Raw genomic sequence first — 22,219 nt, forward strand, 5'->3', positions numbered from 1 at the left:
TTTTTTCCTCTGTGGATAGAAATTGCCAATCATGACCTCTCCGATCGAACAAAAAACAACCAAGCGAACTGTGCATAACTAGTCGGTTATCCGGTGATTAACCTATAGTTATCCCAATAACAACTTTGATCGTCAACTACCCCTGTGTATAACTACCTATTTTGATCCCAGCTAATCCTCATCATGATCAAAGTAAGATCACATGATATGATCCATAAAAGATCCATGATCTTGTTGATCATTTTTCACTTATCCACAGAGATCGTCGATCCTAATAATAGATCTAATAAAAGATCATATATATAGATCTTATATATATTAGCTTTCAGCCACTAAACTTAAAAAACACAAAAGCCTTTTTCTCTCTACACGAAAGCAGGTAGAATACCGCTCTTTTATCTGTCCGAATTTTCTGAATACCAGAGGTCAGTTCATGCTTTATCACGAAAACTTTGACGTCATTGTTGTTGGTGGCGGTCACGCAGGAACGGAAGCCGCACTCGCATCAGCGCGTACAGGGCAAAAAACCCTCTTACTCACGCATAACATTGATACTTTAGGGCAAATGTCTTGTAACCCTGCCATTGGTGGTATTGGTAAAGGTCATCTTGTCAAAGAAGTCGATGCTATGGGTGGATTAATGGCACAGGCCATTGATCATGCTGGTATTCAATTCCGCACACTTAATGCTTCAAAAGGTCCAGCTGTTCGCGCTACTCGTGCTCAAGCGGATCGAGCGTTATACAAAGCGTATGTTCGTGATGCATTAGAAAACACGCCGAACTTGACCCTATTTCAACAATCGGTAGACGATCTTATTGTTGAAAACGATCAGGTGATGGGTGTTGTAACCCAAATGGGCCTTAAATTCCGCGCCAAAGCCGTTGTATTGACTGTTGGTACCTTTCTTGGTGGCAAGATCCACATTGGTATGGAAAACAGCTCTGGTGGCCGCGCAGGCGATCCTCCATCGATCGCTTTGGCCGATCGTCTTCGTGAAATGCCATTTCGCGTTGATCGCCTAAAAACGGGCACGCCACCACGTATTGATGCTCGCAGCGTGGATTTTTCGGTATTGGAAGTACAACACGGTGACAATCCAACACCGGTATTTTCATTCATGGGTTCCCGTACTCAACATCCTCGTCAGGTTCCATGTTTCATCACTCACACCAATGAGCGTACACATGACGTGATTCGCAATAACCTTGATCGCAGCCCAATGTATGCGGGTGTGATTGAAGGTATCGGTCCACGTTACTGTCCTTCGATTGAAGACAAAGTGATGCGTTTTGCGGATAAAAACAGTCACCAAATTTTCATTGAACCAGAAGGTTTAACCACGCACGAACTCTATCCAAATGGTATTTCCACCAGCTTACCGTTTGATGTTCAAGTGCAAATTGTTCGTTCAATGAAAGGTTTTGAAAACGCGCACATCGTGCGTCCTGGTTACGCCATTGAGTATGATTTCTTTGATCCTCGCGATCTAAAACATACCTACGAAACCAAATTTATCAGTGGTTTATTCTTTGCTGGTCAAATCAACGGTACCACTGGTTACGAAGAAGCGGCGGCACAAGGTTTAATGGCTGGTCTTAACGCGAGTCTCTTTAGCCAAGACAAAGAGGGCTGGAGTCCACGTCGCGATGAAGCTTACGTTGGTGTATTGATTGACGATTTGTCGACCATGGGCACCAAAGAACCGTACCGTATGTTTACCTCACGTGCGGAATACCGTTTGTTATTGCGCGAAGACAACGCTGATCTACGTTTGACAGAGAAAGCGCGTGAACTTGGCTTAATTGACGATACACGCTGGGCTCGCTTTAGCGAGAAAGTGGAAAACATGACCACTGAGCGTCAACGTTTGAAAGAAACGTGGATGAACCCAAATTCTGTCGGTATTGATGCGTTAAACAACGTATTGAAAACCCCAATGGCGCGTGAAGCCAGTGGCGAAGATCTTTTGCGTCGCCCTGAAATGACTTATGCACAATTAACTCAACTCGATGCGTTCGCTCCAGCACTAGAAGATCAACAAGCCGCTGAGCAAGTTGAAATTCAAGTGAAGTACGATGGTTACATCAAGCGTCAACAAGAAGAAGTTGAAAAATCGCTGCGTCACGAGAACACCAAATTGCCGATTGATCTTGAATACAGCGATGTGAAAGGGTTGTCGAACGAAGTAGTTCTTAAGTTGAATGATGCCAAACCTGAAAGCATTGGTGTCGCGTCACGTATTTCGGGGATTACTCCAGCAGCAATTTCAATTTTGCTTGTCCACCTGAAAAAACATGGCCTATTGAAAAAAGGCGAGGAAGCTTAATGTCACAATTACGCCAAAAACTGGATGCATTGATCGCAACAACGGATCTTTCTGTGACAGAAACTCAACGTGATCAATTGGTTGGTTACGTTGAAATGCTCAATAAGTGGAATAAAGCTTATAACCTAACCTCGGTACGTAATCCTGAAGAAATGTTGGTGAAACATATCCTCGATAGCATCGTTGTGAGTACGCATTTAGAGGGTGATCGCTTTATCGATGTAGGCACCGGCCCTGGTTTACCAGGAATCCCACTTTCTATCATGTGCCCTGAGAAAGAGTTCCACTTACTGGATAGCTTAGGCAAACGCATTCGATTTATTAAGCAGGTTATTCATGAGCTAAAAATCGAAAACGTGACGCCGATTCAAAGTCGAGTGGAAGAGTATCTACCTGAAGAGAAGTTTGATGGTGTACTAAGCCGAGCCTTTGCTTCAATGTTGGATATGGTCGAATGGTGTCATCATTTACCAAAAGATCACACGGGACGATTTTTAGCATTGAAAGGCCAATTATCACAGGATGAGATTTCAGAACTCCCTGAGTGGTGTTATGTGACCGATGTCAAAGCTTTGCAAGTTCCTCAATTGGAAGGTGAGCGTCATCTAGTAATCTTATCGCGCAAGGATTAATAGCGAGGTAGATCGTGGGAAAAATTGTAGCCATTGCCAATCAGAAAGGCGGTGTTGGGAAAACAACGACTTGTATAAACTTAGCCGCATCTATGGCTGCGACTAAGCGCAAGGTATTGGTTATCGATCTTGACCCTCAAGGCAACGCAACTATGGCCAGTGGTGTCGATAAGTATCAAGTTGACGCCACCGCTTATGAGTTGCTTGTTGAAGATGTGCCGTTCGAAGAAGTGGTAGTGACCAAAACATCAGGTCACTACGATCTTATCGCTGCTAATGGCGATGTGACGGCCGCTGAAATTAAACTGATGGAAGTGTTTGCGCGCGAAGTTCGCCTAAAGCAAGCGCTTGCGTCGGTTCGCGATAACTATGATTTCATCTTTATCGATTGTCCTCCTTCTCTAAACCTTCTTACAATCAATGCGATGGCCGCAGCAGATTCTGTGCTGGTGCCAATGCAGTGTGAGTACTTCGCACTAGAGGGTTTAACTGCGTTAATGGATACCATTAGCAAGCTAGCTGCTGTTGTAAATGAGAATCTCAAAATTGAAGGGCTACTACGTACTATGTATGACCCTCGCAACAGACTGTCTAATGAAGTATCTGATCAATTGAAAAAGCACTTTGGTAGCAAAGTGTACCGCACCGTTATTCCTCGCAATGTTCGCCTAGCAGAAGCCCCAAGTCATGGTAAGCCTGCGATGTATTACGACAAATATTCAGCTGGAGCCAAAGCGTATTTAGCGCTGGCCGGCGAAATGTTGCGTCGCGAAGAAGTACCTGCATAAATCATTACAATTTAAGGAACGTAAACTCATGTCTAAACGTGGTTTAGGTAAAGGGCTTGATGCTCTTCTTTCGACCAGTTCTTTGGCGCGCGAAAGACAGCAAACAGCCATTAACAGCCAAGCTTTGTCTAGCAATGGTGAGTTAACCGAACTTAGCGTAACCAGTTTACGTCCAGGCGTGTATCAGCCACGCAAAGATATTCAACCTGAAGCGCTAGAAGAATTGGCCGCTTCAATTGAATCACAAGGCATTATTCAGCCGATTGTGGTTCGTATGGTTGAAGGTGGACGCTATGAAATTATCGCGGGTGAAAGACGCTGGCGAGCGGCGAAAAAAGCCGGACTGAGTCAAGTACCGTGCTTGATCAAGCGAGTGGAAGATCGCGCAGCGATCGCAATGGCATTGATCGAGAATATTCAGCGTGAAGATCTGAATGTGATCGAAGAGGCGCAAGCGCTAGAGCGCTTACAAAATGAATTTTCACTGACACATCAACAAGTCGCTGACGTGATTGGTAAGTCTCGAGCTGCTGTGAGTAACATATTACGTCTAAATCAGCTCGAAAATGATGTAAAGAGTTTAGTTTCTGGCAATCAGCTTGATATGGGGCATGCTAGAGCATTATTGGCTCTGGAAGGCGACCAGCAAATTGAAATTGCCCAACATGTTGCGCATAAAAAACTCACGGTTCGTCAAACCGAGCAGCTGGTTAAAAAGTGCTTACAACCGCAGGTTGAAGTCAAAAGTGTGCCACATGACGAAGAAACCCAACATATGTCACAAAAATTGAGTGAAATGCTGGGTGCAAAAGTGTCAATTGTTCGTTCTAATAACGGCAAAGCGAAAGTCACAATTAATGTGGAAGAGCCCGAAAAGCTGGCACAACTGATTGCCAAGCTAGAGAGCTAGATGAGATAATTGATCTCAATCAAATTATGCAAAAAACGAATTTTTGTGTAAAAGTTGTCGGTTTGTAAACAAAATTGTAACTTTTTGCTGTGTTTTCATTGCATTCAGTTCGACTCACCGTATAATTTTTGCAAATTTCCTCAGCGTCTAAGGATGTCTCGCTGGGGATATTACTTGAGGTACGAATACATGGTAGCTGCGTTGGCTAGGCCTGGACGAGAGCTTGCTAAGCAATTGTTAATGCTTCAGCTTGGCGCGGTTACATTAGTGGCGGCGGGAATGGCTGCGACTGTGAATGTTGAATGGGGTCTTTCTGCACTAATTGGTGGCGGCATTTTTGTCATCGCTAATGCGGTGTTTGCTATGTGTGCTTTTGCATTTAGCGGCGCGCGGGCAGCAAAGAAAGTCGCGGCATCTTTTTTTACAGGTGAAGCACTTAAAATCCTTATCACAGTAGCTCTCTTCTCTCTTGTCTACATGTATATACAGGTGGAACTTGTTCCCCTAAAACTAACCTATTTACTGGCACTAGGTATTAATATCTGTGCGCCAGTGCTATTCATTAACAACAATAAATAGGATGAGTTATGGCTGCGCCAGGTGAAGCGCTACTAACACAATCCGGATATATTGCCCACCACCTCTCTAACCTTTCTTTAGCTAAGTTAGGTTTAGTAGCGGAAGAAGCAAGCTTCTGGAATGTGCATATCGATAGCCTGTTATTTTCTTGGTTTACTGGTTTAATTTTCTTAGGAATTTTTTACAAAGTAGCGAAGAAAGCAACAGTCGGTGTACCAGGTAAGCTTCAGTGTGCTGTAGAAATGATCGTTGAATTTGTCGCGGAAAACGTCAAAGACACGTTCCATGGACGCAACCCTCTGATAGCGCCTTTAGCACTAACTATCTTTTGTTGGGTATTTTTAATGAACGTGATGGACTTAGTTCCTATCGATTTCTTACCTTACCCAGCAGAGCATTGGCTCGGAATCCCTTACTTGAAAGTGGTACCGTCAGCTGATGTGAACATCACCATGGCTATGGCACTAGGCGTATTCGCTCTGATGATCTACTACAGCATCAAAGTGAAAGGTCTGGGCGGCTTTGCAAAGGAATTGGCTTTACATCCATTCAATCACCCAATCATGATCCCGTTTAACCTTCTGATTGAAGTGGTATCGCTACTGGCGAAACCTCTATCACTTGGTATGCGTCTATTCGGTAACATGTTTGCTGGTGAGGTTGTATTCATCCTTTGTGCGGCAATGCTACCATGGTACTTACAATGGATGGGCTCACTACCATGGGCAATTTTCCATATTTTGGTAATTACGATTCAAGCATTCGTGTTCATGATGTTAACTATTGTTTATCTATCAATGGCACACGAAGATAGTGATCATTAATTTTTTTAAGCTTTTTATTTGGGCACATAAGCCAACAACTATAAATTGGAGATAGTAATGGAAACTTTACTGAGCTTTTCTGCAATCGCCGTAGGTATTATCGTCGGTCTTGCTTCTCTTGGTACAGCGATTGGTTTCGCACTTCTTGGTGGTAAATTCCTTGAAGGTGCAGCACGTCAACCAGAAATGGCTCCTATGCTACAAGTTAAGATGTTCATCATCGCTGGTCTACTTGATGCGGTTCCAATGATCGGTATCGTAATCGCGCTACTGTTCACTTTCGCAAACCCATTTGTGGGTCAACTAGCAGGCTAATTAACAACTCTGTTAATTGTATTTTTGTAGTTGATTCTTAAAAGGGAGTAGCTGTTGTGAATATAAACGCAACTCTGCTAGGTCAAGCAATCTCGTTCGCACTGTTTGTGTGGTTCTGCATGAAATATGTATGGCCGCCACTAATGAGTGCGATTGAAGAACGTCAGAAAAAAATCGCTGACGGTCTACAAGCGGCAGAACGAGCTTCTAAAGACTTGGACCTAGCACAAGCCAACGCTTCTGATCAATTGAAAGAAGCGAAGCGCACAGCAACTGAGATCATTGAGCAAGCGAACAAGCGTAAAGCTCAAATTCTAGATGAAGCTCGTGAAGAAGCTCAGGCAGAACGCCAGAACATTCTTACTCAAGCTGAAGCGGAACTTGAAGCTGAACGCAACCGTGCGCGTGATGAACTGCGTAAACAAGTTGCGACTCTGGCTGTCGCTGGTGCTGAGAAAATCCTTGAGCGTTCTATTGATGTAGAAGCGCAAAAAGATATTCTCGACAACATTACTGCAAAACTTTAAGTCTGGGGGCGCATATGTCTGATTTGACTACTATCGCACGCCCCTATGCTAAAGCAGCTTTCGACTTTGCAGTGGAAAAAGATCAACTAGACCAATGGGGTCAAATGTTGTCTTTTGCTGCTGAAGTTGCCAAGAACCAACAAGTAAAAGAGCTGTTAACCAGCTCTATGTCTGCCGATAAATTGGCGGAAATCTTTGTTGCTGTTTGCGGTGAACAAGTTGATGCACATGGTCAGAACCTATTACAGGTAATGGCTGAGAATGGTCGTCTAACGGCCCTTCCTGATGTAAGTGAGCAATTCTTCGCATTGAAGAAAGAGCACGAGAAAGAAATCGATGTTGATGTTATTTCAGCGTACGAGCTTTCAAGTGACCAGCTAGCAAACATCAGCAGTAAACTTGAAGTGCGTTTAGCACGTAAAGTGAAGCTGAATTGCAGTGTAGATCAGGCCCTACTTGGTGGGGTAATAATTCGAGCCGGAGACCTAGTCATCGATGACTCAGCGCGTGGTCGTTTGAACCGCCTGAGCGATGCATTGCAGTCTTAATGGGGATTGGAGCATGCAACTTAATTCCACTGAAATTAGCGATCTAATCAAACAACGTATCGAATCTTTCGATGTTGTTAGTGAAGCTCGCAACGAAGGTACTATCGTATCGGTAAGCGATGGTATCATCCGCATTCACGGCCTAGCGGACGTGATGCAAGGTGAAATGATTGAATTACCGGGTGGCCGTTATGCACTAGCACTTAACCTTGAGCGTGACTCGGTTGGTGCGGTTGTAATGGGCCCATTTGCCGACCTTAAGGAAGGCATGAAAGTTACAGGTACTGGCCGCATCCTTGAAGTGCCAGTTGGTCCAGAATTGCTAGGTCGCGTAGTGAATACACTAGGTGAACCTATCGATGGTAAAGGTCCAATCGAAGCGAAACTAACTTCACCTGTAGAAGTGATTGCACCAGGCGTAATCGACCGTAAATCGGTAGATCAGCCTGTACAAACTGGTTACAAGTCAGTTGACTCAATGATCCCAATCGGTCGTGGTCAGCGTGAGCTTGTTATCGGTGACCGTCAAACTGGTAAAACAGCAATGGCGATCGATGCAATCATCAACCAGAAAAACTCTGGTATTTTCTCAATCTACGTCGCTATTGGTCAGAAAGCTTCTACCATCGCTAACGTAGTACGCAAACTAGAAGAGCATGGCGCACTAGCGAATACTATCGTTGTTGTGGCATCGGCTTCTGAGTCTGCAGCACTGCAATACCTAGCGCCTTACGCTGGTTGTGCAATGGGTGAATACTTCCGTGATCGTGGCGAAGACGCACTGATTGTTTACGATGACCTATCAAAACAGGCTGTTGCTTACCGTCAGATCTCTCTACTACTAAAACGACCACCTGGCCGTGAGGCATTCCCTGGTGACGTTTTCTACCTTCACTCGCGTCTACTAGAGCGTGCAGCTCGTGTAAACGAAGAGTATGTAGAGCGTTTCACTAACGGTGAAGTGAAAGGTAAGACCGGTTCTTTAACTGCGCTTCCTATCATCGAAACTCAAGCTGGTGACGTTTCAGCATTCGTACCGACTAACGTAATCTCGATTACCGATGGTCAGATCTTCCTACAAACTGAGCTATTCAACGCGGGCGTACGTCCAGCTGTTGACCCAGGTATCTCAGTATCTCGTGTAGGTGGTTCAGCGCAAACGAAAATCATCAAGAAGCTATCTGGCGGTATCCGTACAGCACTAGCTCAGTACCGTGAACTAGCAGCATTTGCACAGTTCTCGTCTGATCTTGATGACGCAACGAAGAAGCAGCTAGACCACGGTCAAAAAGTAACAGAACTGATGAAGCAGAAACAATATGCTCCTATGTCTGTATTTGACCAAGCGTTAGTGATCTTCGCGGCAGAGCGTGGCTACTTGGCAGATGTTGAAATCAACAAACTGCTCGATTTTGAAGCTGCTCTACTATCGTATGCTCGCAGTCAATACGCTGAATTTGCAGCTGAGATCGACAAGACGGGTGCTTACAACGATGAAGTTGAAGCTCAGTTGAAGAAACTGACTGACGACTTCAAAGCAACCCAAACTTGGTAATAGGTCGGTGGCAGTAATGCCACCAACTAATGGAGAGTAACGATGGCCGGCGCAAAAGAGATACGTAATAAAATCGGTAGTGTTAAAAGCACGCAGAAAATTACGAAAGCTATGGAAATGGTAGCCGCTTCAAAAATGCGTCGTTCTCAAGACGCAATGGAAGCATCTCGTCCATATGCTGAAACAATGCGTAAAGTGATCGGTCATGTGGCTAATGCAAATCTAGAGTACCGTCATCCGTACCTAGAAGAGCGTGAAGCCAAGCGTGTTGGTTACATCATCGTTTCGACAGACCGTGGTCTGTGTGGTGGTTTGAACATTAACGTGTTCAAAAAAGCCCTAACAGACATGCAATCTTGGAAAGAGCAAGGTGCAGAAGTAGAACTGGCTGTTGTCGGTTCGAAAGCAACAGCTTTCTTCAAGAGTAGCGGCGCGAAAGTGGCTGCTCAGGTTTCTGGTTTGGGTGATAGCCCAAGTCTTGAAGACCTTATCGGTTCTGTTAGCGTCATGCTTAAGAAATACGATGAAGGTGAACTGGATCGCCTGTATGTGGTTTACAACAAGTTTGTGAACACCATGATTCAGCAACCAACGATCGATCAATTGCTACCTTTGCCTAAATCGGACAGCGAAGAGATGCAGCGTGAGCACTCATGGGACTACATCTATGAGCCTGAACCAAAGCCTCTATTGGACACACTTCTAGTGCGTTACGTAGAGTCTCAGGTTTATCAGGGTGTCGTCGAGAACCTTGCTTGTGAGCAAGCGGCTCGAATGATTGCGATGAAAGCTGCAACGGATAACGCGAGTGACCTGATTGAAGATTTAGAACTTGTGTACAACAAAGCCCGTCAGGCTGCGATTACACAAGAACTGTCTGAAATCGTATCAGGTGCGGCAGCGGTTTAAGCTTAGGTTAAACGAAATAGTTTAGAGGATTAACGATGGCTACAGGTAAGATCGTACAGATCATCGGTGCGGTAGTCGACGTAGAGTTCCCACAGAGCGATGTACCTAGTGTATATGACGCTCTAAACGTTACGGACTCAAAAGAGCGTTTAGTTCTTGAAGTTCAGCAACAGCTAGGCGGTGGCATAGTTCGTTGTATCGTTATGGGTAGCTCAGATGGTTTACGTCGCGGAGTTGAAGTTGTAAACACTGGCGCTCCAATTTCAGTACCAGTAGGTACTAAAACCCTAGGTCGTATCATGAACGTTCTAGGTGACGCGATTGATGAGCGTGGTGAGATCGGTGCGGAAGAGCTTTACTCTATCCACCGTGAAGCACCAAGCTACGAAGAGCAGTCAAACGAAACAGCACTTCTAGAAACCGGTGTTAAAGTAATCGACTTGATTTGTCCATTCGCTAAGGGTGGTAAAATCGGTCTATTCGGTGGTGCAGGTGTAGGTAAGACCGTTAACATGATGGAACTTATCAACAACATCGCACTACAACACTCAGGTCTATCTGTGTTTGCAGGTGTTGGTGAGCGTACTCGTGAAGGTAACGATTTCTACTTTGAAATGCAGGAAGCAGGTGTTGTAAACATCGAAAAACCTGAAGAATCAAAAGTAGCGATGGTTTACGGTCAGATGAACGAGCCACCAGGCAACCGTCTACGTGTTGCACTGACGGGTCTAACGATGGCAGAACGTTTCCGTGACGAAGGTCGTGACGTACTACTGTTCATCGATAACATCTACCGTTACACACTTGCAGGTACAGAAGTATCAGCACTGCTAGGTCGTATGCCATCAGCAGTAGGCTACCAGCCTACACTTGCTGAAGAAATGGGTGTACTACAGGAGCGTATCACGTCAACTAAGCAAGGTTCTATCACGTCTGTACAGGCGGTATACGTACCAGCGGATGACTTGACTGACCCGTCTCCAGCAACAACGTTCGCGCACTTGGATGCAACGGTTGTACTTAACCGTAACATCGCTGCAATGGGTCTATACCCTGCGATCGACCCACTAGATTCTACATCTCGTATGCTAGATCCATTGGTTGTTGGTCAAGATCACTACGACACCGCTCGTGGCGTTCAGCAGACTCTTCAGCGCTATAAAGAGCTGAAAGATATCATTGCGATCCTAGGTATGGACGAGCTATCTGAATCAGATAAGCAAGTTGTATCTCGTGCACGTAAGATTGAGCGTTTCCTAACTCAGCCTTACCACGTAGCAGAAGTATTTACAGGTGACCCAGGCGTATACGTATCTCTTAAAGAGACTCTACGTGGCTTTAAAGGTCTACTAGCTGGTGAATACGATGACATTCCAGAGCAAGCGTTTATGTACTGCGGTACGATTGACGATGCTATTGAGAATGCTAAGAAGCTATAAGGCTAACTAGGAGGCGATATGGCAGCAATCCCCTTTCATCTAGACGTTGTTAGTGCTGAGAAAAAGCTTTTCTCAGGTCTAATTGAAACGTTTCAGGTGACCGGTAGCGAAGGTGAGCTTGGTATTTTCCATGGCCACACTCCGCTGCTGACCGCTATCAAGCCTGGTATGGTGCGCATAGTTTTACAAAACGGCCACGAAGAAATTATTTATGTTTCAGGTGGTATGATAGAAGTTCAACCAGGTACAGCGACTGTACTGGCTGATACGGCTATCCGTGGTGAAGAGCTAGACGCAGCGAAGGCTGAAGAAGCCAAACGTCGCGCTGAAGAGAACATTCAGAATCAGCATGGCGATATGGACTTTGCACAAGCGGCCAGTGAACTGGCTAAAGCCATTGCTCAGCTACGAGTTATCGAGCTGACGAAAAAACGCCGCTAATTTTATTAGGGTGTTTTATAAATGATAAAGGCGACCATTTTGGTCGCCTTTTTGTTTGTTTACTGGCAATTTTTGTACAGCGGCATTAACTATTGCCAATGAGACGTTTACAATAACGCATAATTAAAAATCTACATCGATGGACGAACAAATGAAATTCAGTGCTGTAATTCTTGCTGCGGGTAAAGGCACCCGTATGTATTCCCATATGCCGAAAGTATTGCATTCTCTGGCTGGTAAGCCGATGGCAAAGCATGTGATTGATACTTGTGCGGGTCTTGGCGCGCAGAATATCCATCTTGTCTATGGCCACGGTGGCGATCAAATGCAAGCTGCGCTGACGGATGAGTCGGTCAACTGGGTATTGCAAGCTGAGCAACTGGGTACTGGTCATGCGGTGGATCAGGCTTCTTCTGAATTTGCTGACGATGAAAAAATTCTTGTTCTGTACGGTGATGTGCCGCTTATTTCCAGTGAAACAATCGAGAACTTACTCGACGCTCAACCAACGGGTGGTATTGCGCTGCTGACGGTGGTTTTGGAAAACCCAATGGGCTACGGCCGCATCGTGCGTAAAAATGGTCCTGTAGTTGCAATCGTTGAACAGAAAGATGCCACGGATGAGCAGAAATTAATTAAAGAGATTAACACTGGTGTGATGGTTGCCACTGGTGGTGATCTGAAACGTTGGTTATCAGGCTTAAATAATCAAAATGCCCAAGGTGAGTATTACCTTACTGATGTTATTGCTGCCGCCCATGACGAAGGCCGCGCGGTTGAAGCGGTTCACCCAGTAAATCCTATTGAAGTGGAAGGGGTAAATGATCGCGCTCAATTGGCTCGTTTAGAGCGTGCCTTCCAATCCATGCAAGCGCAGAAGCTGCTTGAGCAAGGTGTCATGCTGCGTGATCCTGCACGCTTTGATCTACGTGGTCAGCTGCAATGCGGTATGGATGTTGAAATTGATGTTAACGTCATCATTGAAGGTTCAGTGTCGATTGGTGATAACGTAATTATCGGTGCTGGTTGTGTATTGAAAGATTGTGAGATCGATGACAATACCGTAATTCGCCCATACAGTGTGATTGAGGGTGCGACGATTGGTGAAGAGTGTACCGTTGGTCCATTCACTCGTCTTCGTCCAGGTGCTGAGCTGCGTAAAGATGCTCACGTAGGTAACTTCGTTGAGGTTAAGAACACTTGTCTGGGTGAAGGCTCAAAAGCGAACCACTTAACCTACCTCGGTGATGCGGAGATTGGTCAACGCGTTAACGTTGGTGCCGGTGTGATTACTTGTAACTACGATGGTGTGAATAAGTTTAAGACTATTATTGGTGATGATGTTTTTGTTGGTTCTGATAGCCAGCTTATTGCACCTGTGACAGTCGCAAACGGCGCAACTATTGGTGCTGGTACTACATTATCAAAAGATGTAGCAGAAGGTGAGTTAGTGATCACTCGTGCTAAAGAGCGCAAAATTACAGGCTGGCAACGTCCAGTGAAAAAATAAGCGTATGTTTAGCGTTTAAGATTGGATATAAAAAAAGCCGCTCAATGAGCGGCTTTTTTATTGTTCGACAGGGCGTTTATTTTTCATCACTCACGACACGTGAATTGTCAGGTGTTGTGAAATGCTCACCCAACTCGCGGTTAGAAACGATGTAACCAATCCACATACCACCCATACAAATTACGATCGCAATCCCAGTCACCATTTGTGCTTGGCTTGCCATTGATGCCACAAGAGCACTGGCTAGACTACTGACACAAATTTGTAAGCTATTTTGCAAACCTGCCGCTGTCGCAGGGCTTTGTTTTGCACTGCCTAACGCGCGGTTTACGACGATTGGGTACATTGCGCCATTAGCAACCGCAATTAAGCAAAACGGCGCTAGGATTGGCCAAATAGAGCTTAATTGCCATTGTGAAGCAACGAAAATCATGATGGCCGATAAACTAAATAGTGCGATCAACTGACGCAGGATTTTTTCATCACCGTATTTAGCCACTGCACGTTTACCGAAATAACCACCAACCATAAAAGCGATGGTTTGTGGAATAAAGCTTAGGCCAATGTCTTTTGCTTCGTAGCCCAGTTTCGCCATGATTTCAGGCATACCAGTTAGGTAGGCAAAGAAAGCAGCTGAAGCCGTCGCAAACATCATGACATTGCCCAAATAGGTTTTCGAGCTCAGTAGTGCTTTGATATCACCTTTAATTGAGGTTTGTTTTACTTCCACTTGTTCTTTTGGCTGCATAAGGGTTGCGGCTGCTAGCAGTACACCGATTAAGGTTAAGCAGACGAAAATTGAGTGCCAACCAAAGTTGTCAGCTAGCAATACACCTAACTGCGGAGCTAAAGCGGGTGAAAGCGCAACTAAAGGCATGATAGTGGCAAACACTTGCTGACTGGTGCTTGCTTCATAACGCTTAATTACCATTGCTTGCCAAATAACAGCAGGGGCACAAACCCCAATCGCTTGAATGAAGCGTAAGCTCAATAATTGCCATACTTGTTCGCTAAAGGCCAAACCGAGTGAAGCAAGAGTGAAGACGATCATACCGGCAAATAAAGTATTACGGTGACCGTATTTATCTGATGCTAATCCCCACAGTAATTGGCCACTTGCCATACCAACTAAGAAGATTGTCAACGAGAGAGCAATTTGCTCTGGACCTGTTGCAAAATCGACTTCCATTGCTTTGAATGCAGGCAGGTACATATCCGTTGCGACAAAGCCCAGCATGGACAGTGCGGCAAGGTAGAAAAGTTGCAGTTTGGATACTTTCATATTCATCTTCAAAAAAATTGATTGATAAACGACTTTGCTAGCGTCGTATTAATTAGGGTTGCTATTCTATTTTTCATTGGCTTGAATTAGAAACGTTAAAAATTGCGGTTATCAATCAAAAAATTTGAAAGCTAGGTTGTCACGGGCTAGGCTAATGACTTGGATGATCCTAGCTGTTGATTAGAGATATGTTTTCAAAATCGTCATTAGAAATGTTGGATACAGTTGCTCGTCTCGGTAGTTTTACTGCTGCGGCTGAGGCGCTGCATAAAGTGCCTTCTGCGATTAGCTATGGCGTTCGCCAGATTGAGCGTGATCTCGGGGTGGTATTGTTTCGCCGTTTACCGCGTAAAGTGGAGCTAACGACCGCAGGTGAGTTGTTTCTGGTTGAAGCGCGCAGCATGTTAAGGCAGATGGAAGAAATTACCGCTCAAACTCGTCGCGCTGCTCATGGTTGGCAGAAAACACTGCGTTTAACACTCGATAATGTCGTTAAGCTGGATAAAATGAAGCCTTTGATCGAAGACTTTTATCAAACGTTCCAGCACGCAGAGTTGCAGATTAATATGGAAGTGTACAACGGTTCTTGGGAGGCCATTTCTCAAGGTCGGGCCGATATCGTTATCGGCGCCACATCAGCCGTTCCGGTTGGTGGTGATTTTGAAGTGCGTGATATGGGGCGGCTTGAATGGGCGTTTGTGATGTCGCCTTTACATCCATGTGCAACGGCCGTGAATCTGGATGAAAATTTTGTCAGTCAATTCCCCTCTATTTGTTTAGATGACACCTCTAACGTTTTACCTAAGCGACACAATGTGCATTACGCTCAGCAGCGTCGTTTATTACTGCCGAATTGGCATAGTGCGATTGAGTGTTTAAGAAATGGTGTCGGGGTTGGTTTTATGCCACGTCATATTGCACAACCTTTAATTAAAGAAGGGATGCTGGTGGAACGAGAGTTAGCTGAGCAGAATCCACTGAGTCAATGTTGTATGGTGTGGCGTAAAGATGATAACCATCGCATGATCGCGTGGATGGTGGATTATCTAGGTTCGAGTGAGCAGCTATATCAAGATTGGCTGAAATCCAATTAAAACAACGCCCAGCATGGACGTTGTTTTAAACGTTAAAATGTATCAAGGGCGTTCAAAGACGGTCGCGATACCTTGGCCTAAGCCAATACACATTGTCGCGAGACCGTATTTCGCACTATTGGCTTCCATCAAATTGATTAAGGTGGTCGAGATCCGAGTCCCAGAGCAGCCGAGTGGATGGCCTAACGCAATAGCTCCGCCATTCAAATTGATCTTTTGATCCATAACATCGAGTAAACCAAGATCTTTGGCCACAGGTAAAGCTTGGGCGGCAAAAGCTTCATTTAATTCGACTACATCCATATCTTCAATGGTTAAACCCGCTCGCTTAAGAGCTTTTTGTGTCGCCGGTACTGGACCATAACCCATTATCGATGGATCACAACCAGCAACAGCCATCGATTTTACTCGAGCTCGGATTGGCAACCCTAGTTCGTTGGCTTTATCTTCGCTCATGATTAGCATTGCAGATGCGCCATCAGATAATGCGGATGATGTACCTGCAGTCACGGTGCCATTGGCAGGGTCAAAGACTGGACGTAATTGAGCAAGACCTTCAGCAGTGGTTTCAGGGCGTATCACTTCATCTTGCTCAAGTAATATTAAGGTGCCATCTTGATCGTGACCTTCCGTTGGTAGAATTTCGTTATTAAAGCGTCCTTCCACGGTTGCGGCATACGCTCTAGCGTGAGATCGGGCGGCAAATTCGTCTTGCTGCTCGCGGCTAATGCCATGTAACTTGCCGAGCATTTCCGCAGTTAATCCCATCATACCTGCTGCTTTTGCTACGGTTTTTGACATGCCGGGATGAAAATCAACCCCGTGATTCATAGGAACGTGGCCCATGTGTTCAACCCCACCCACTAAGCATATTTCCGCATCACCTGTCATAATGGCGCGGCTAGCATCGTGTAGTGCTTGCATTGATGAGCCACATAAGCGATTTACGGTTACGGCTCCTATCTCTATCGGCAAACCTGCCAGTAGGGCGGCGTTACGCGCAATATTAAATCCTTGCTCTAAGGTTTGTTGGACGCATCCCCAGTAGATATCTTCGATCTGATGTGGGTCAACAGCGGGGTTGCGACTTAGTAAGCCTCGCATTAGATGAGCAGAGAGATCTTCCGCTCTAACATGACGATAAGCGCCACCTTTTGAGCGTCCCATTGGTGTACGTAAGCAGTCAACAACGACGACGTTTCTGGTCAATATAGTCATTTCAGTCCCCCTCTTAAATCGAACTTTGTTGTTGGTTGCCATAGAATTGCTCGCCGTTCTCTGCCATGTCTAACAATAACTGCGGCGTTTGATACATAGCGCCAAGATGTTGATATTGCTTGGCCTGCTCAACAAATTGAGCGATACCAATACTGTCTAAGTAACGGAATACACCGCCTCTAAATGGAGGGAAACCAAGGCCATACACTAATGCCATATCCGCTTCTTGGGGGGATGCGATAATGTTTTGTTCTAAACATAAAACCACTTCATTGATCATAGGGATCATTGTTCGTTCAATTATCGTTTGATCATCAAATATTTTAGGCTCTTTACTGACACTTTGGATCAACGGCAGAATGGCATCATCGAAGGTTTTCTTCGGTTTACCTTTGCGGTCAATAGTGTAGTGGTAGAAACCATGCCCATTTTTTTGGCCAAACTTCTCAGCATCATATAAGGCATCAATCACATCACGTTCGTGTTTTGCCATTCGTCCAGGAAAACCCTGCGCCATAACAGCTTGCGCATGATGAGCTGTATCGATACCGACCACATCGAGTAAATAAGCCGGCCCCATTGGCCAACCAAATTGACGCTCCATTATCTTATCTATTTGGGTAAAGTCTGCCCCATCACGTAGCAGGAGACTAAAGCCCGCAAAGTAGGGGAATAGCACTCGATTGACGAAAAATCCCGGGCAGTCATTGACGACGATCGGCGATTTGCCCATTTTTGCTGCGTAGGCCACCACACGGTTAATGGTTTCATCGGAAGTGTGTTCGCCACGAATAATTTCTACTAAAGGCATACGATGGACTGGATTGAAAAAGTGCATGCCACAGAAGTTTTCCGGTCTTTTGAGTGATTTTGCTAATAGATTGATTGGAATGGTCGATGTATTTGAGGTGATGATACTGTCGTCACTGACATACTGTTCGACTTCACTCAACACCGCGGCTTTGACTTGCGGGTTTTCAACCACCGCTTCAACGATAATATCGGATTGTTCAATACCAGCGTAATGTAGGCTGGGAGTAATTGAAGCAAGAATACCCGCCATTTTGAAACCATCGATACGGCCGCGAGATAGACGTTTATTGAGGAGTTTTGATGCCTCGCTCATACCGAGTTCAAGTGAAGGTTGAGCGATGTCTTTCATCAATACCGGTATACCTTTTAAGGCGGATTGATAAGCAATTCCTCCTCCCATAATGCCAGCACCAATCACAGCTGCTTGTTGTGTATTTTTATTTGCGGCCTTGGCGGATGTTTTTGCCAGACTTTTAATGTATTGGTCATTGAGAAACAAGCCAACCAGTGCGTTGGCTTCTGCCGATTTTGCTAACTGTATAAAGTGCTGACGTTCGATGTCTTGAGCTTCGTTACGGCTATAGCGGGCACCTTCTTCTATCGTTGTCACTGCTCTCATTGGTGCTGGATAGTGAGGTCCTACTTTTTGCGCGACGAGACCTTTTGCCATCGTAAAACTCATCATTGCTTCGAGTTTACTTAAAGTGAGTGCCGATGTTTTTTGTTTACGTCGAGTTTGCCAATCAATCTTTTCATTGATCGCTTGTTTAAGCGTAGTGAGCGCTGACTTGTTGAGATCATCAGTTTCGACAATCGCGTCGATTAAACCGACTTTAAGTGCTTCATTTGCACGGCACGCCTTACCTTGAGTGATAATCTCCATTGCGCTGTCAGCACCGATGATTCGTGGTAAGCGAACGCATCCACCAAAGCCAGGCATAATACCCAACTTGGTTTCTGGTAGACCAATGCTGGTGGTGTGATCTCCGATACGAATATCAGTAGCGAGTACACACTCACACCCGCCACCCAGCACATGGCCTTTGAGTGCTGCGAGTGTTGGAAAAGGCAAGTCTTCTAATTTATTGAATATTTGATTGGCAAATATTAGCCACTGATCGAGCTCATCCTCGGGTTTGGCAAACAAACCGAGAAATTCTGTGATGTCAGCGCCGACGATAAACGATTCTTTGCTTGAAGTTAGGAGTAATCCATCGACACCAGAAACTTGTTTTATCACATCCAGTGCGGCATCTAATGATTCTAAAGTAGCAAGATCGAGTTTATTCACCGAGTTGTTTGAGCTAAAGCAAATCTCGACGATACCTGACTGTACTTCCTTCACATGTAGGGTTTTGGCTTGGTAAATCATGTCTATCTCCGTGACATACAATCTACGATTGGATTTATAATTATTCTGGTAAGACCAGTAAGTTTAGTGTGGACTGGAGATTGTCGTAATTCAATACAAATAGTAAACAAAGTTTTAACATTGTGATTTATGTATTCCTTCTCTTCTATTGTTAAAGTCACGTGATAGACTTGCCGTTGTTGATTTCCACTACGGCAGACTATGAATACTAAGCCTTACTTAATACCCGCTCAGGCTGTTGTCTTTGAAGAAGAAATTAAGAAGAGCCACTTTATTACTTATTTAGCTCACACCCCAAGTATAGAAACAGCCAAAGCCTTCGTTGAACAAATAAAAGCGAAGCATACGGATGCGCGACACAACTGCTGGGGTTTTGTTGCTGGCCGTCCTGATGATTCAATGCTGTGGGGGTTTAGTGATGATGGTGAACCATCTGGGACTGCGGGCAAACCTATTTTGGCGCAGTTGTCGGGATCGGGTGTTGGTGAAATATCGGCGGTAGTAACGCGATACTATGGTGGCATTCGTCTTGGCACTGGCGGACTGGTTAAGGCATATGGTGGTGGTGTTCAGCAAGCATTAAAGCAGCTTCAAACTATCGAGAAAAAAATCACCACATTCGTTACGCTCCAGTTAGACTATGGTTTTATGCCTGTCGCACAATCGTTGTTTAGCCAGTTCGGTGTGCAAGAAGTTGAGGCACAATACAGTGATGAAGTTGCGCTCACTCTTGAAGTTGAGGTGCGCCAGTTAGATGAATTTAGCCAAGCAATAATCAATAAAAGTGGCGCTAAAGCCGTAATAACCCCAATTAATGGGAAATAACAGGAAGTCAGAAGCCTAGCTTCACACGTCAATAATCAATGCAATTTCGATCTATTATCCGAATCGTAGGGCTGTTGCTCGCCCTTTTTAGTGTCTCTATGCTTGCTCCTGCCTTGGTTGCTCTTATCTACCGAGATGGTGCTGGTGTTCCTTTTGTCACGACTTTCTTTGTGCTGTTATTTTTTGGCTTTATCTCTTGGTTCCCTAACCGAAGGCATAAGCATGAATTGAAGGCTCGAGATGGCTTTCTGATTGTGGTGCTATTTTGGACCGTAATTGGTAGCGCAGGCTCATTACCGTTTTTACTTTCCGACAACCCTAACGTTTCAGTGACAGACGCCTTTTTTGAATCATTTTCGGCACTGACAACGACAGGGGCGACGGTTATTGTCGGTCTTGATCATTTACCTAAAGCGATTTTGTTTTATCGTCAGTTTCTGCAATGGTTTGGCGGTATGGGGATCATTGTATTGGCTGTCGCTATCTTACCGGTGCTCGGCATCGGTGGCATGCAGCTTTATCGAGCCGAAATCCCAGGTCCTGTCAAAGACAGTAAAATGACGCCACGTATAGCCGAAACAGCGAAAGCGTTATGGTATATCTACTTAAGCCTTACGATTGCCTGTGCTGCTGCTTTCTGGTTGGCAGGGATGACGCCATTTGATGCCATTGGGCATAGCTTCTCAACGATTGCGATTGGTGGCTTCTCTACTCATGATGCGAGCATGGGCTATTTCGATAGTTACGCCATTAATATGATTACCGTGGTGTTCTTATTAATCTCGGCTTGTAACTATTCACTTCACTTCGCTGCATTTGCTTCTGGTGGTGTGCATCCTAAGTATTATTGGAAAGACCCTGAATTCCGTGCGTTCGTCTTTATCCAAGTACTGCTGTTCTTAGTTTGTTTCTTGATGCTGCTGAATCATCTTGCGGCTGATTCTATCTACGAAGTCTTTGATCAGGCACTATTCCAAACCGTTTCTATTTCAACTACCGCTGGTTTTACCACCACCGGTTTTGCCGACTGGCCGCTGTTCTTGCCGGTGCTATTGTTGTTTTCCTCTTTTATAGGTGGTTGCGCGGGGTCAACGGGCGGCGGCATGAAAGTGATCCGCATTCTATTACTGACCCTACAAGGTGCGCGTGAACTAAAACGTTTGGTTCACCCTAGAGCGGTTTACACCATTAAAGTGGGCGGTAGCGCCTTACCACAAAGAGTCGTTGACGCGGTGTGGGGATTCTTCTCTGCTTATGCTCTGGTTTTTGTGGTGTGTATGTTGGCGCTTATCGCTACCGGCATGGATGAGCTCAGTGCTTTTTCTGCTGTCGCTGCCACATTGAATAACTTAGGCCCTGGTTTGGGGGAAGTATCACTGCACTTTGGTGATGTGAATGACAAGGCAAAATGGGTTTTAGTGGTGTCTATGTTGTTCGGTCGACTCGAAATCTTTACCTTATTAATATTACTAACACCGACCTTTTGGCGTAGTTAAGGATATCTCTTGAAAAAAGCACTCTTTCTTTATTCTTCTCGTGAAGGACAGACAATCAAAATTCTCCACTATATAGAAGAACAATTGGCTGGTTATCAATGTGAACTCGTCGACCTACACCAAGTTGAGACGGTGGACTTCTCTTTATATGATCGTGTTTTGATTGGCGCTTCGATTCGGTATGGTCACCTCAATAAAAAGCTTTATCAATTTATCGACCGTTATCAGACGCAACTTGATAGCCACAAGGTTGCTTTTTTCTGTGTCAACTTGACAGCGCGTAAAGAAGACCAAGGCAAAGATACGCCAGAGGGAAGTGTTTATATCAAGAAGTTCCTGAAACTATCGGTTTGGCAGCCGAGTCTGATTGGGGTATTTGCCGGTGCTCTCTATTACCCACGTTACAATCTATTTGATCGCACCATGATTAAATTGATTATGAAAATGACAGGTGGAGAGACAGATACTAGTAAAGAAATCGAATATACCAACTGGAAGAAAGTGGCGATTTTTGCAGAGCGATTTAAAAATATCTAAAGAAACCGGTGTTTTTGGCCTTTATAGTTCGATTTTTAGTCGAACGGTTTAAAAAGATAAAAAAACTTAAAAAAGGGGTTGCCAACAAGATCTCAATCCATATAATGCGCACTCACTGACACGGCAAGGCTTCGAAAGAAACGAGAGCCGAGTTAGTAAGGTTATTTAGCCAAGTAGGTTACTTGAAAGAAGTTTGAAAAAAGTGGTTGACACTAAACTTCAAATCGCTAAAATGGCCGTCCGCTTGAGAGAAGACCTCAAGCGATGCTCTTTAAA

General features: G+C 44.9%; 21 protein-coding genes. 18 read left to right on the forward strand and 3 right to left on the reverse strand.

Annotated elements, in window-relative coordinates:
- Window positions 1-433: 433 nt before the first annotated feature.
- The 14 genes from mnmG to glmU all read left to right on the forward strand — a co-directional run bounded on the left by mnmG (window position 434) and on the right by glmU (window position 13,306).
- Window positions 434-2,329 carry a tRNA uridine-5-carboxymethylaminomethyl(34) synthesis enzyme MnmG gene (mnmG, locus tag RH85_RS16265; protein ID WP_006713794.1) on the forward strand — a complete coding sequence of 632 codons (1,896 nt, stop codon included), beginning with the start codon at window positions 434-436 and terminating at the stop codon, window positions 2,327-2,329.
- Window positions 2,329-2,961, forward strand: coding sequence for a 16S rRNA (guanine(527)-N(7))-methyltransferase RsmG (rsmG, locus tag RH85_RS16270; protein WP_006713795.1), 633 nt, complete (start codon window positions 2,329-2,331; stop codon window positions 2,959-2,961). The genes mnmG and rsmG overlap by 1 nt, the downstream gene beginning before the upstream one ends.
- 14 nt (window positions 2,962-2,975) lie before the next feature.
- Window positions 2,976-3,749, forward strand: coding sequence for a ParA family protein (locus RH85_RS16275; RefSeq protein WP_006713796.1), 774 nt, complete (start codon window positions 2,976-2,978; stop codon window positions 3,747-3,749).
- Window positions 3,750-3,777: 28 nt separating this feature from the next.
- Window positions 3,778-4,659, forward strand: coding sequence for a ParB/RepB/Spo0J family partition protein (locus RH85_RS16280; protein WP_006713797.1), 882 nt, complete (start codon window positions 3,778-3,780; stop codon window positions 4,657-4,659).
- A gap of 189 nt (window positions 4,660-4,848) precedes the next feature.
- Window positions 4,849-5,238 carry a F0F1 ATP synthase subunit I gene (locus RH85_RS16285; RefSeq protein ID WP_006713798.1) on the forward strand — a complete coding sequence of 130 codons (390 nt, stop codon included), beginning with the start codon at window positions 4,849-4,851 and terminating at the stop codon, window positions 5,236-5,238.
- A gap of 8 nt (window positions 5,239-5,246) precedes the next feature.
- On the forward strand, window positions 5,247-6,062 hold the full coding sequence (gene atpB / locus RH85_RS16290) for a F0F1 ATP synthase subunit A (RefSeq protein ID WP_006713799.1): 816 nt from the start codon (window positions 5,247-5,249) through the stop codon (window positions 6,060-6,062).
- Between the two features lie 57 nt (window positions 6,063-6,119).
- Entirely contained in the window at window positions 6,120-6,377 is a 258-nt protein-coding gene (gene atpE, locus RH85_RS16295; RefSeq protein WP_005372317.1) for a F0F1 ATP synthase subunit C, read from the forward strand.
- A 56-nt stretch (window positions 6,378-6,433) separates the two neighbouring features.
- On the forward strand, window positions 6,434-6,904 hold the full coding sequence (atpF, locus tag RH85_RS16300; RefSeq protein WP_006713800.1) for a F0F1 ATP synthase subunit B: 471 nt from the start codon (window positions 6,434-6,436) through the stop codon (window positions 6,902-6,904).
- Between the two features lie 14 nt (window positions 6,905-6,918).
- On the forward strand, window positions 6,919-7,452 hold the full coding sequence (gene atpH, locus RH85_RS16305) for a F0F1 ATP synthase subunit delta (protein WP_006713801.1): 534 nt from the start codon (window positions 6,919-6,921) through the stop codon (window positions 7,450-7,452).
- Between the two features lie 13 nt (window positions 7,453-7,465).
- A complete protein-coding gene (gene atpA / locus RH85_RS16310) occupies window positions 7,466-9,007 on the forward strand; it encodes a F0F1 ATP synthase subunit alpha (protein WP_006713802.1) in 1,542 nt (513 codons plus the stop codon).
- A 42-nt stretch (window positions 9,008-9,049) separates the two neighbouring features.
- On the forward strand, window positions 9,050-9,916 hold the full coding sequence (gene atpG, locus RH85_RS16315) for a F0F1 ATP synthase subunit gamma (protein ID WP_006713803.1): 867 nt from the start codon (window positions 9,050-9,052) through the stop codon (window positions 9,914-9,916).
- A gap of 35 nt (window positions 9,917-9,951) precedes the next feature.
- Complete coding sequence (atpD, locus tag RH85_RS16320) at window positions 9,952-11,355, forward strand: F0F1 ATP synthase subunit beta (protein ID WP_006713804.1); 1,404 nt, start codon at window positions 9,952-9,954, stop codon at window positions 11,353-11,355.
- A gap of 18 nt (window positions 11,356-11,373) precedes the next feature.
- The gene (locus RH85_RS16325; protein WP_006713805.1) at window positions 11,374-11,796 is read left to right on the forward strand and encodes a F0F1 ATP synthase subunit epsilon; all 423 of its coding nucleotides are present in this window, start codon (window positions 11,374-11,376) and stop codon (window positions 11,794-11,796) included.
- A 151-nt stretch (window positions 11,797-11,947) separates the two neighbouring features.
- Window positions 11,948-13,306, forward strand: coding sequence for a bifunctional UDP-N-acetylglucosamine diphosphorylase/glucosamine-1-phosphate N-acetyltransferase GlmU (glmU, locus tag RH85_RS16330; RefSeq protein WP_006713806.1), 1,359 nt, complete (start codon window positions 11,948-11,950; stop codon window positions 13,304-13,306).
- Between the two features lie 76 nt (window positions 13,307-13,382).
- Here the strand turns inward: glmU and punC are convergent, their stop codons facing one another.
- Window positions 13,383-14,588, reverse strand: a complete 1,206-nt coding sequence (gene punC / locus RH85_RS16335) for a purine nucleoside transporter PunC (protein ID WP_006713807.1) — start codon at window positions 14,586-14,588, stop codon at window positions 13,383-13,385.
- Between the two features lie 188 nt (window positions 14,589-14,776).
- Between punC and punR the strand changes: the two genes are divergently transcribed.
- On the forward strand, window positions 14,777-15,682 hold the full coding sequence (gene punR / locus RH85_RS16340) for a DNA-binding transcriptional activator PunR (protein WP_006713808.1): 906 nt from the start codon (window positions 14,777-14,779) through the stop codon (window positions 15,680-15,682).
- Between the two features lie 42 nt (window positions 15,683-15,724).
- On the opposite strand, the gene fadA is transcribed toward punR, so the two are convergent.
- Complete coding sequence (gene fadA, locus RH85_RS16345; protein WP_006713809.1) at window positions 15,725-16,900, reverse strand: acetyl-CoA C-acyltransferase FadA; 1,176 nt, start codon at window positions 16,898-16,900, stop codon at window positions 15,725-15,727.
- A 13-nt stretch (window positions 16,901-16,913) separates the two neighbouring features.
- Entirely contained in the window at window positions 16,914-19,085 is a 2,172-nt protein-coding gene (gene fadB / locus RH85_RS16350) for a fatty acid oxidation complex subunit alpha FadB (RefSeq protein ID WP_006713810.1), read from the reverse strand.
- 201 nt (window positions 19,086-19,286) lie between these two features.
- Between fadB and RH85_RS16355 the strand changes: the two genes are divergently transcribed.
- From RH85_RS16355 to hemG, 3 genes are read left to right on the forward strand one after another with little or no spacing between them, the layout of a single operon-like run.
- Window positions 19,287-19,910: a YigZ family protein gene (locus RH85_RS16355; RefSeq protein ID WP_006713811.1), complete on the forward strand. Its 624-nt coding sequence runs from the start codon at window positions 19,287-19,289 to the stop codon at window positions 19,908-19,910.
- 38 nt (window positions 19,911-19,948) lie between these two features.
- Entirely contained in the window at window positions 19,949-21,406 is a 1,458-nt protein-coding gene (locus tag RH85_RS16360) for a TrkH family potassium uptake protein (RefSeq protein WP_006713812.1), read from the forward strand.
- 9 nt (window positions 21,407-21,415) lie between these two features.
- Window positions 21,416-21,943 carry a menaquinone-dependent protoporphyrinogen IX dehydrogenase gene (gene hemG, locus RH85_RS16365; RefSeq protein WP_006713813.1) on the forward strand — a complete coding sequence of 176 codons (528 nt, stop codon included), beginning with the start codon at window positions 21,416-21,418 and terminating at the stop codon, window positions 21,941-21,943.
- The last annotated feature ends 276 nt before the right edge of the window (window positions 21,944-22,219 follow it).

The organism is Vibrio ichthyoenteri ATCC 700023, from assembly GCF_000222605.1.
GTDB classification, from domain to species: domain Bacteria; phylum Pseudomonadota; class Gammaproteobacteria; order Enterobacterales; family Vibrionaceae; genus Vibrio; species Vibrio ichthyoenteri.

Excerpts from the sequence above, each read along its gene's own strand:
- mnmG (WP_006713794.1), top strand. The coding sequence starts at position 434 with ATGCTTTATCACGAAAACTTTGACGTCATTGTTGTTGGTGGCGGTCAC.
- rsmG (WP_006713795.1), top strand. The coding sequence starts at position 2,329 with ATGTCACAATTACGCCAAAAACTGGATGCATTGATCGCAACAACGGAT.
- RH85_RS16280 (WP_006713797.1), top strand. The coding sequence starts at position 3,778 with ATGTCTAAACGTGGTTTAGGTAAAGGGCTTGATGCTCTTCTTTCGACC.
- RH85_RS16285 (WP_006713798.1), top strand. The coding sequence starts at position 4,849 with ATGGTAGCTGCGTTGGCTAGGCCTGGACGAGAGCTTGCTAAGCAATTG.
- atpB (WP_006713799.1), top strand. The coding sequence starts at position 5,247 with ATGGCTGCGCCAGGTGAAGCGCTACTAACACAATCCGGATATATTGCC.
- atpE (WP_005372317.1), top strand. The coding sequence starts at position 6,120 with ATGGAAACTTTACTGAGCTTTTCTGCAATCGCCGTAGGTATTATCGTC.
- atpH (WP_006713801.1), top strand. The coding sequence starts at position 6,919 with ATGTCTGATTTGACTACTATCGCACGCCCCTATGCTAAAGCAGCTTTC.
- atpA (WP_006713802.1), top strand. The coding sequence starts at position 7,466 with ATGCAACTTAATTCCACTGAAATTAGCGATCTAATCAAACAACGTATC.
- atpG (WP_006713803.1), top strand. The coding sequence starts at position 9,050 with ATGGCCGGCGCAAAAGAGATACGTAATAAAATCGGTAGTGTTAAAAGC.
- atpD (WP_006713804.1), top strand. The coding sequence starts at position 9,952 with ATGGCTACAGGTAAGATCGTACAGATCATCGGTGCGGTAGTCGACGTA.
- RH85_RS16325 (WP_006713805.1), top strand. The coding sequence starts at position 11,374 with ATGGCAGCAATCCCCTTTCATCTAGACGTTGTTAGTGCTGAGAAAAAG.
- glmU (WP_006713806.1), top strand. The coding sequence starts at position 11,948 with ATGAAATTCAGTGCTGTAATTCTTGCTGCGGGTAAAGGCACCCGTATG.
- punC (WP_006713807.1), bottom strand. The coding sequence starts at position 14,588 with ATGAAAGTATCCAAACTGCAACTTTTCTACCTTGCCGCACTGTCCATG.
- punR (WP_006713808.1), top strand. The coding sequence starts at position 14,777 with ATGTTTTCAAAATCGTCATTAGAAATGTTGGATACAGTTGCTCGTCTC.
- fadA (WP_006713809.1), bottom strand. The coding sequence starts at position 16,900 with ATGACTATATTGACCAGAAACGTCGTCGTTGTTGACTGCTTACGTACA.
- fadB (WP_006713810.1), bottom strand. The coding sequence starts at position 19,085 with ATGATTTACCAAGCCAAAACCCTACATGTGAAGGAAGTACAGTCAGGT.
- RH85_RS16355 (WP_006713811.1), top strand. The coding sequence starts at position 19,287 with ATGAATACTAAGCCTTACTTAATACCCGCTCAGGCTGTTGTCTTTGAA.
- RH85_RS16360 (WP_006713812.1), top strand. The coding sequence starts at position 19,949 with ATGCAATTTCGATCTATTATCCGAATCGTAGGGCTGTTGCTCGCCCTT.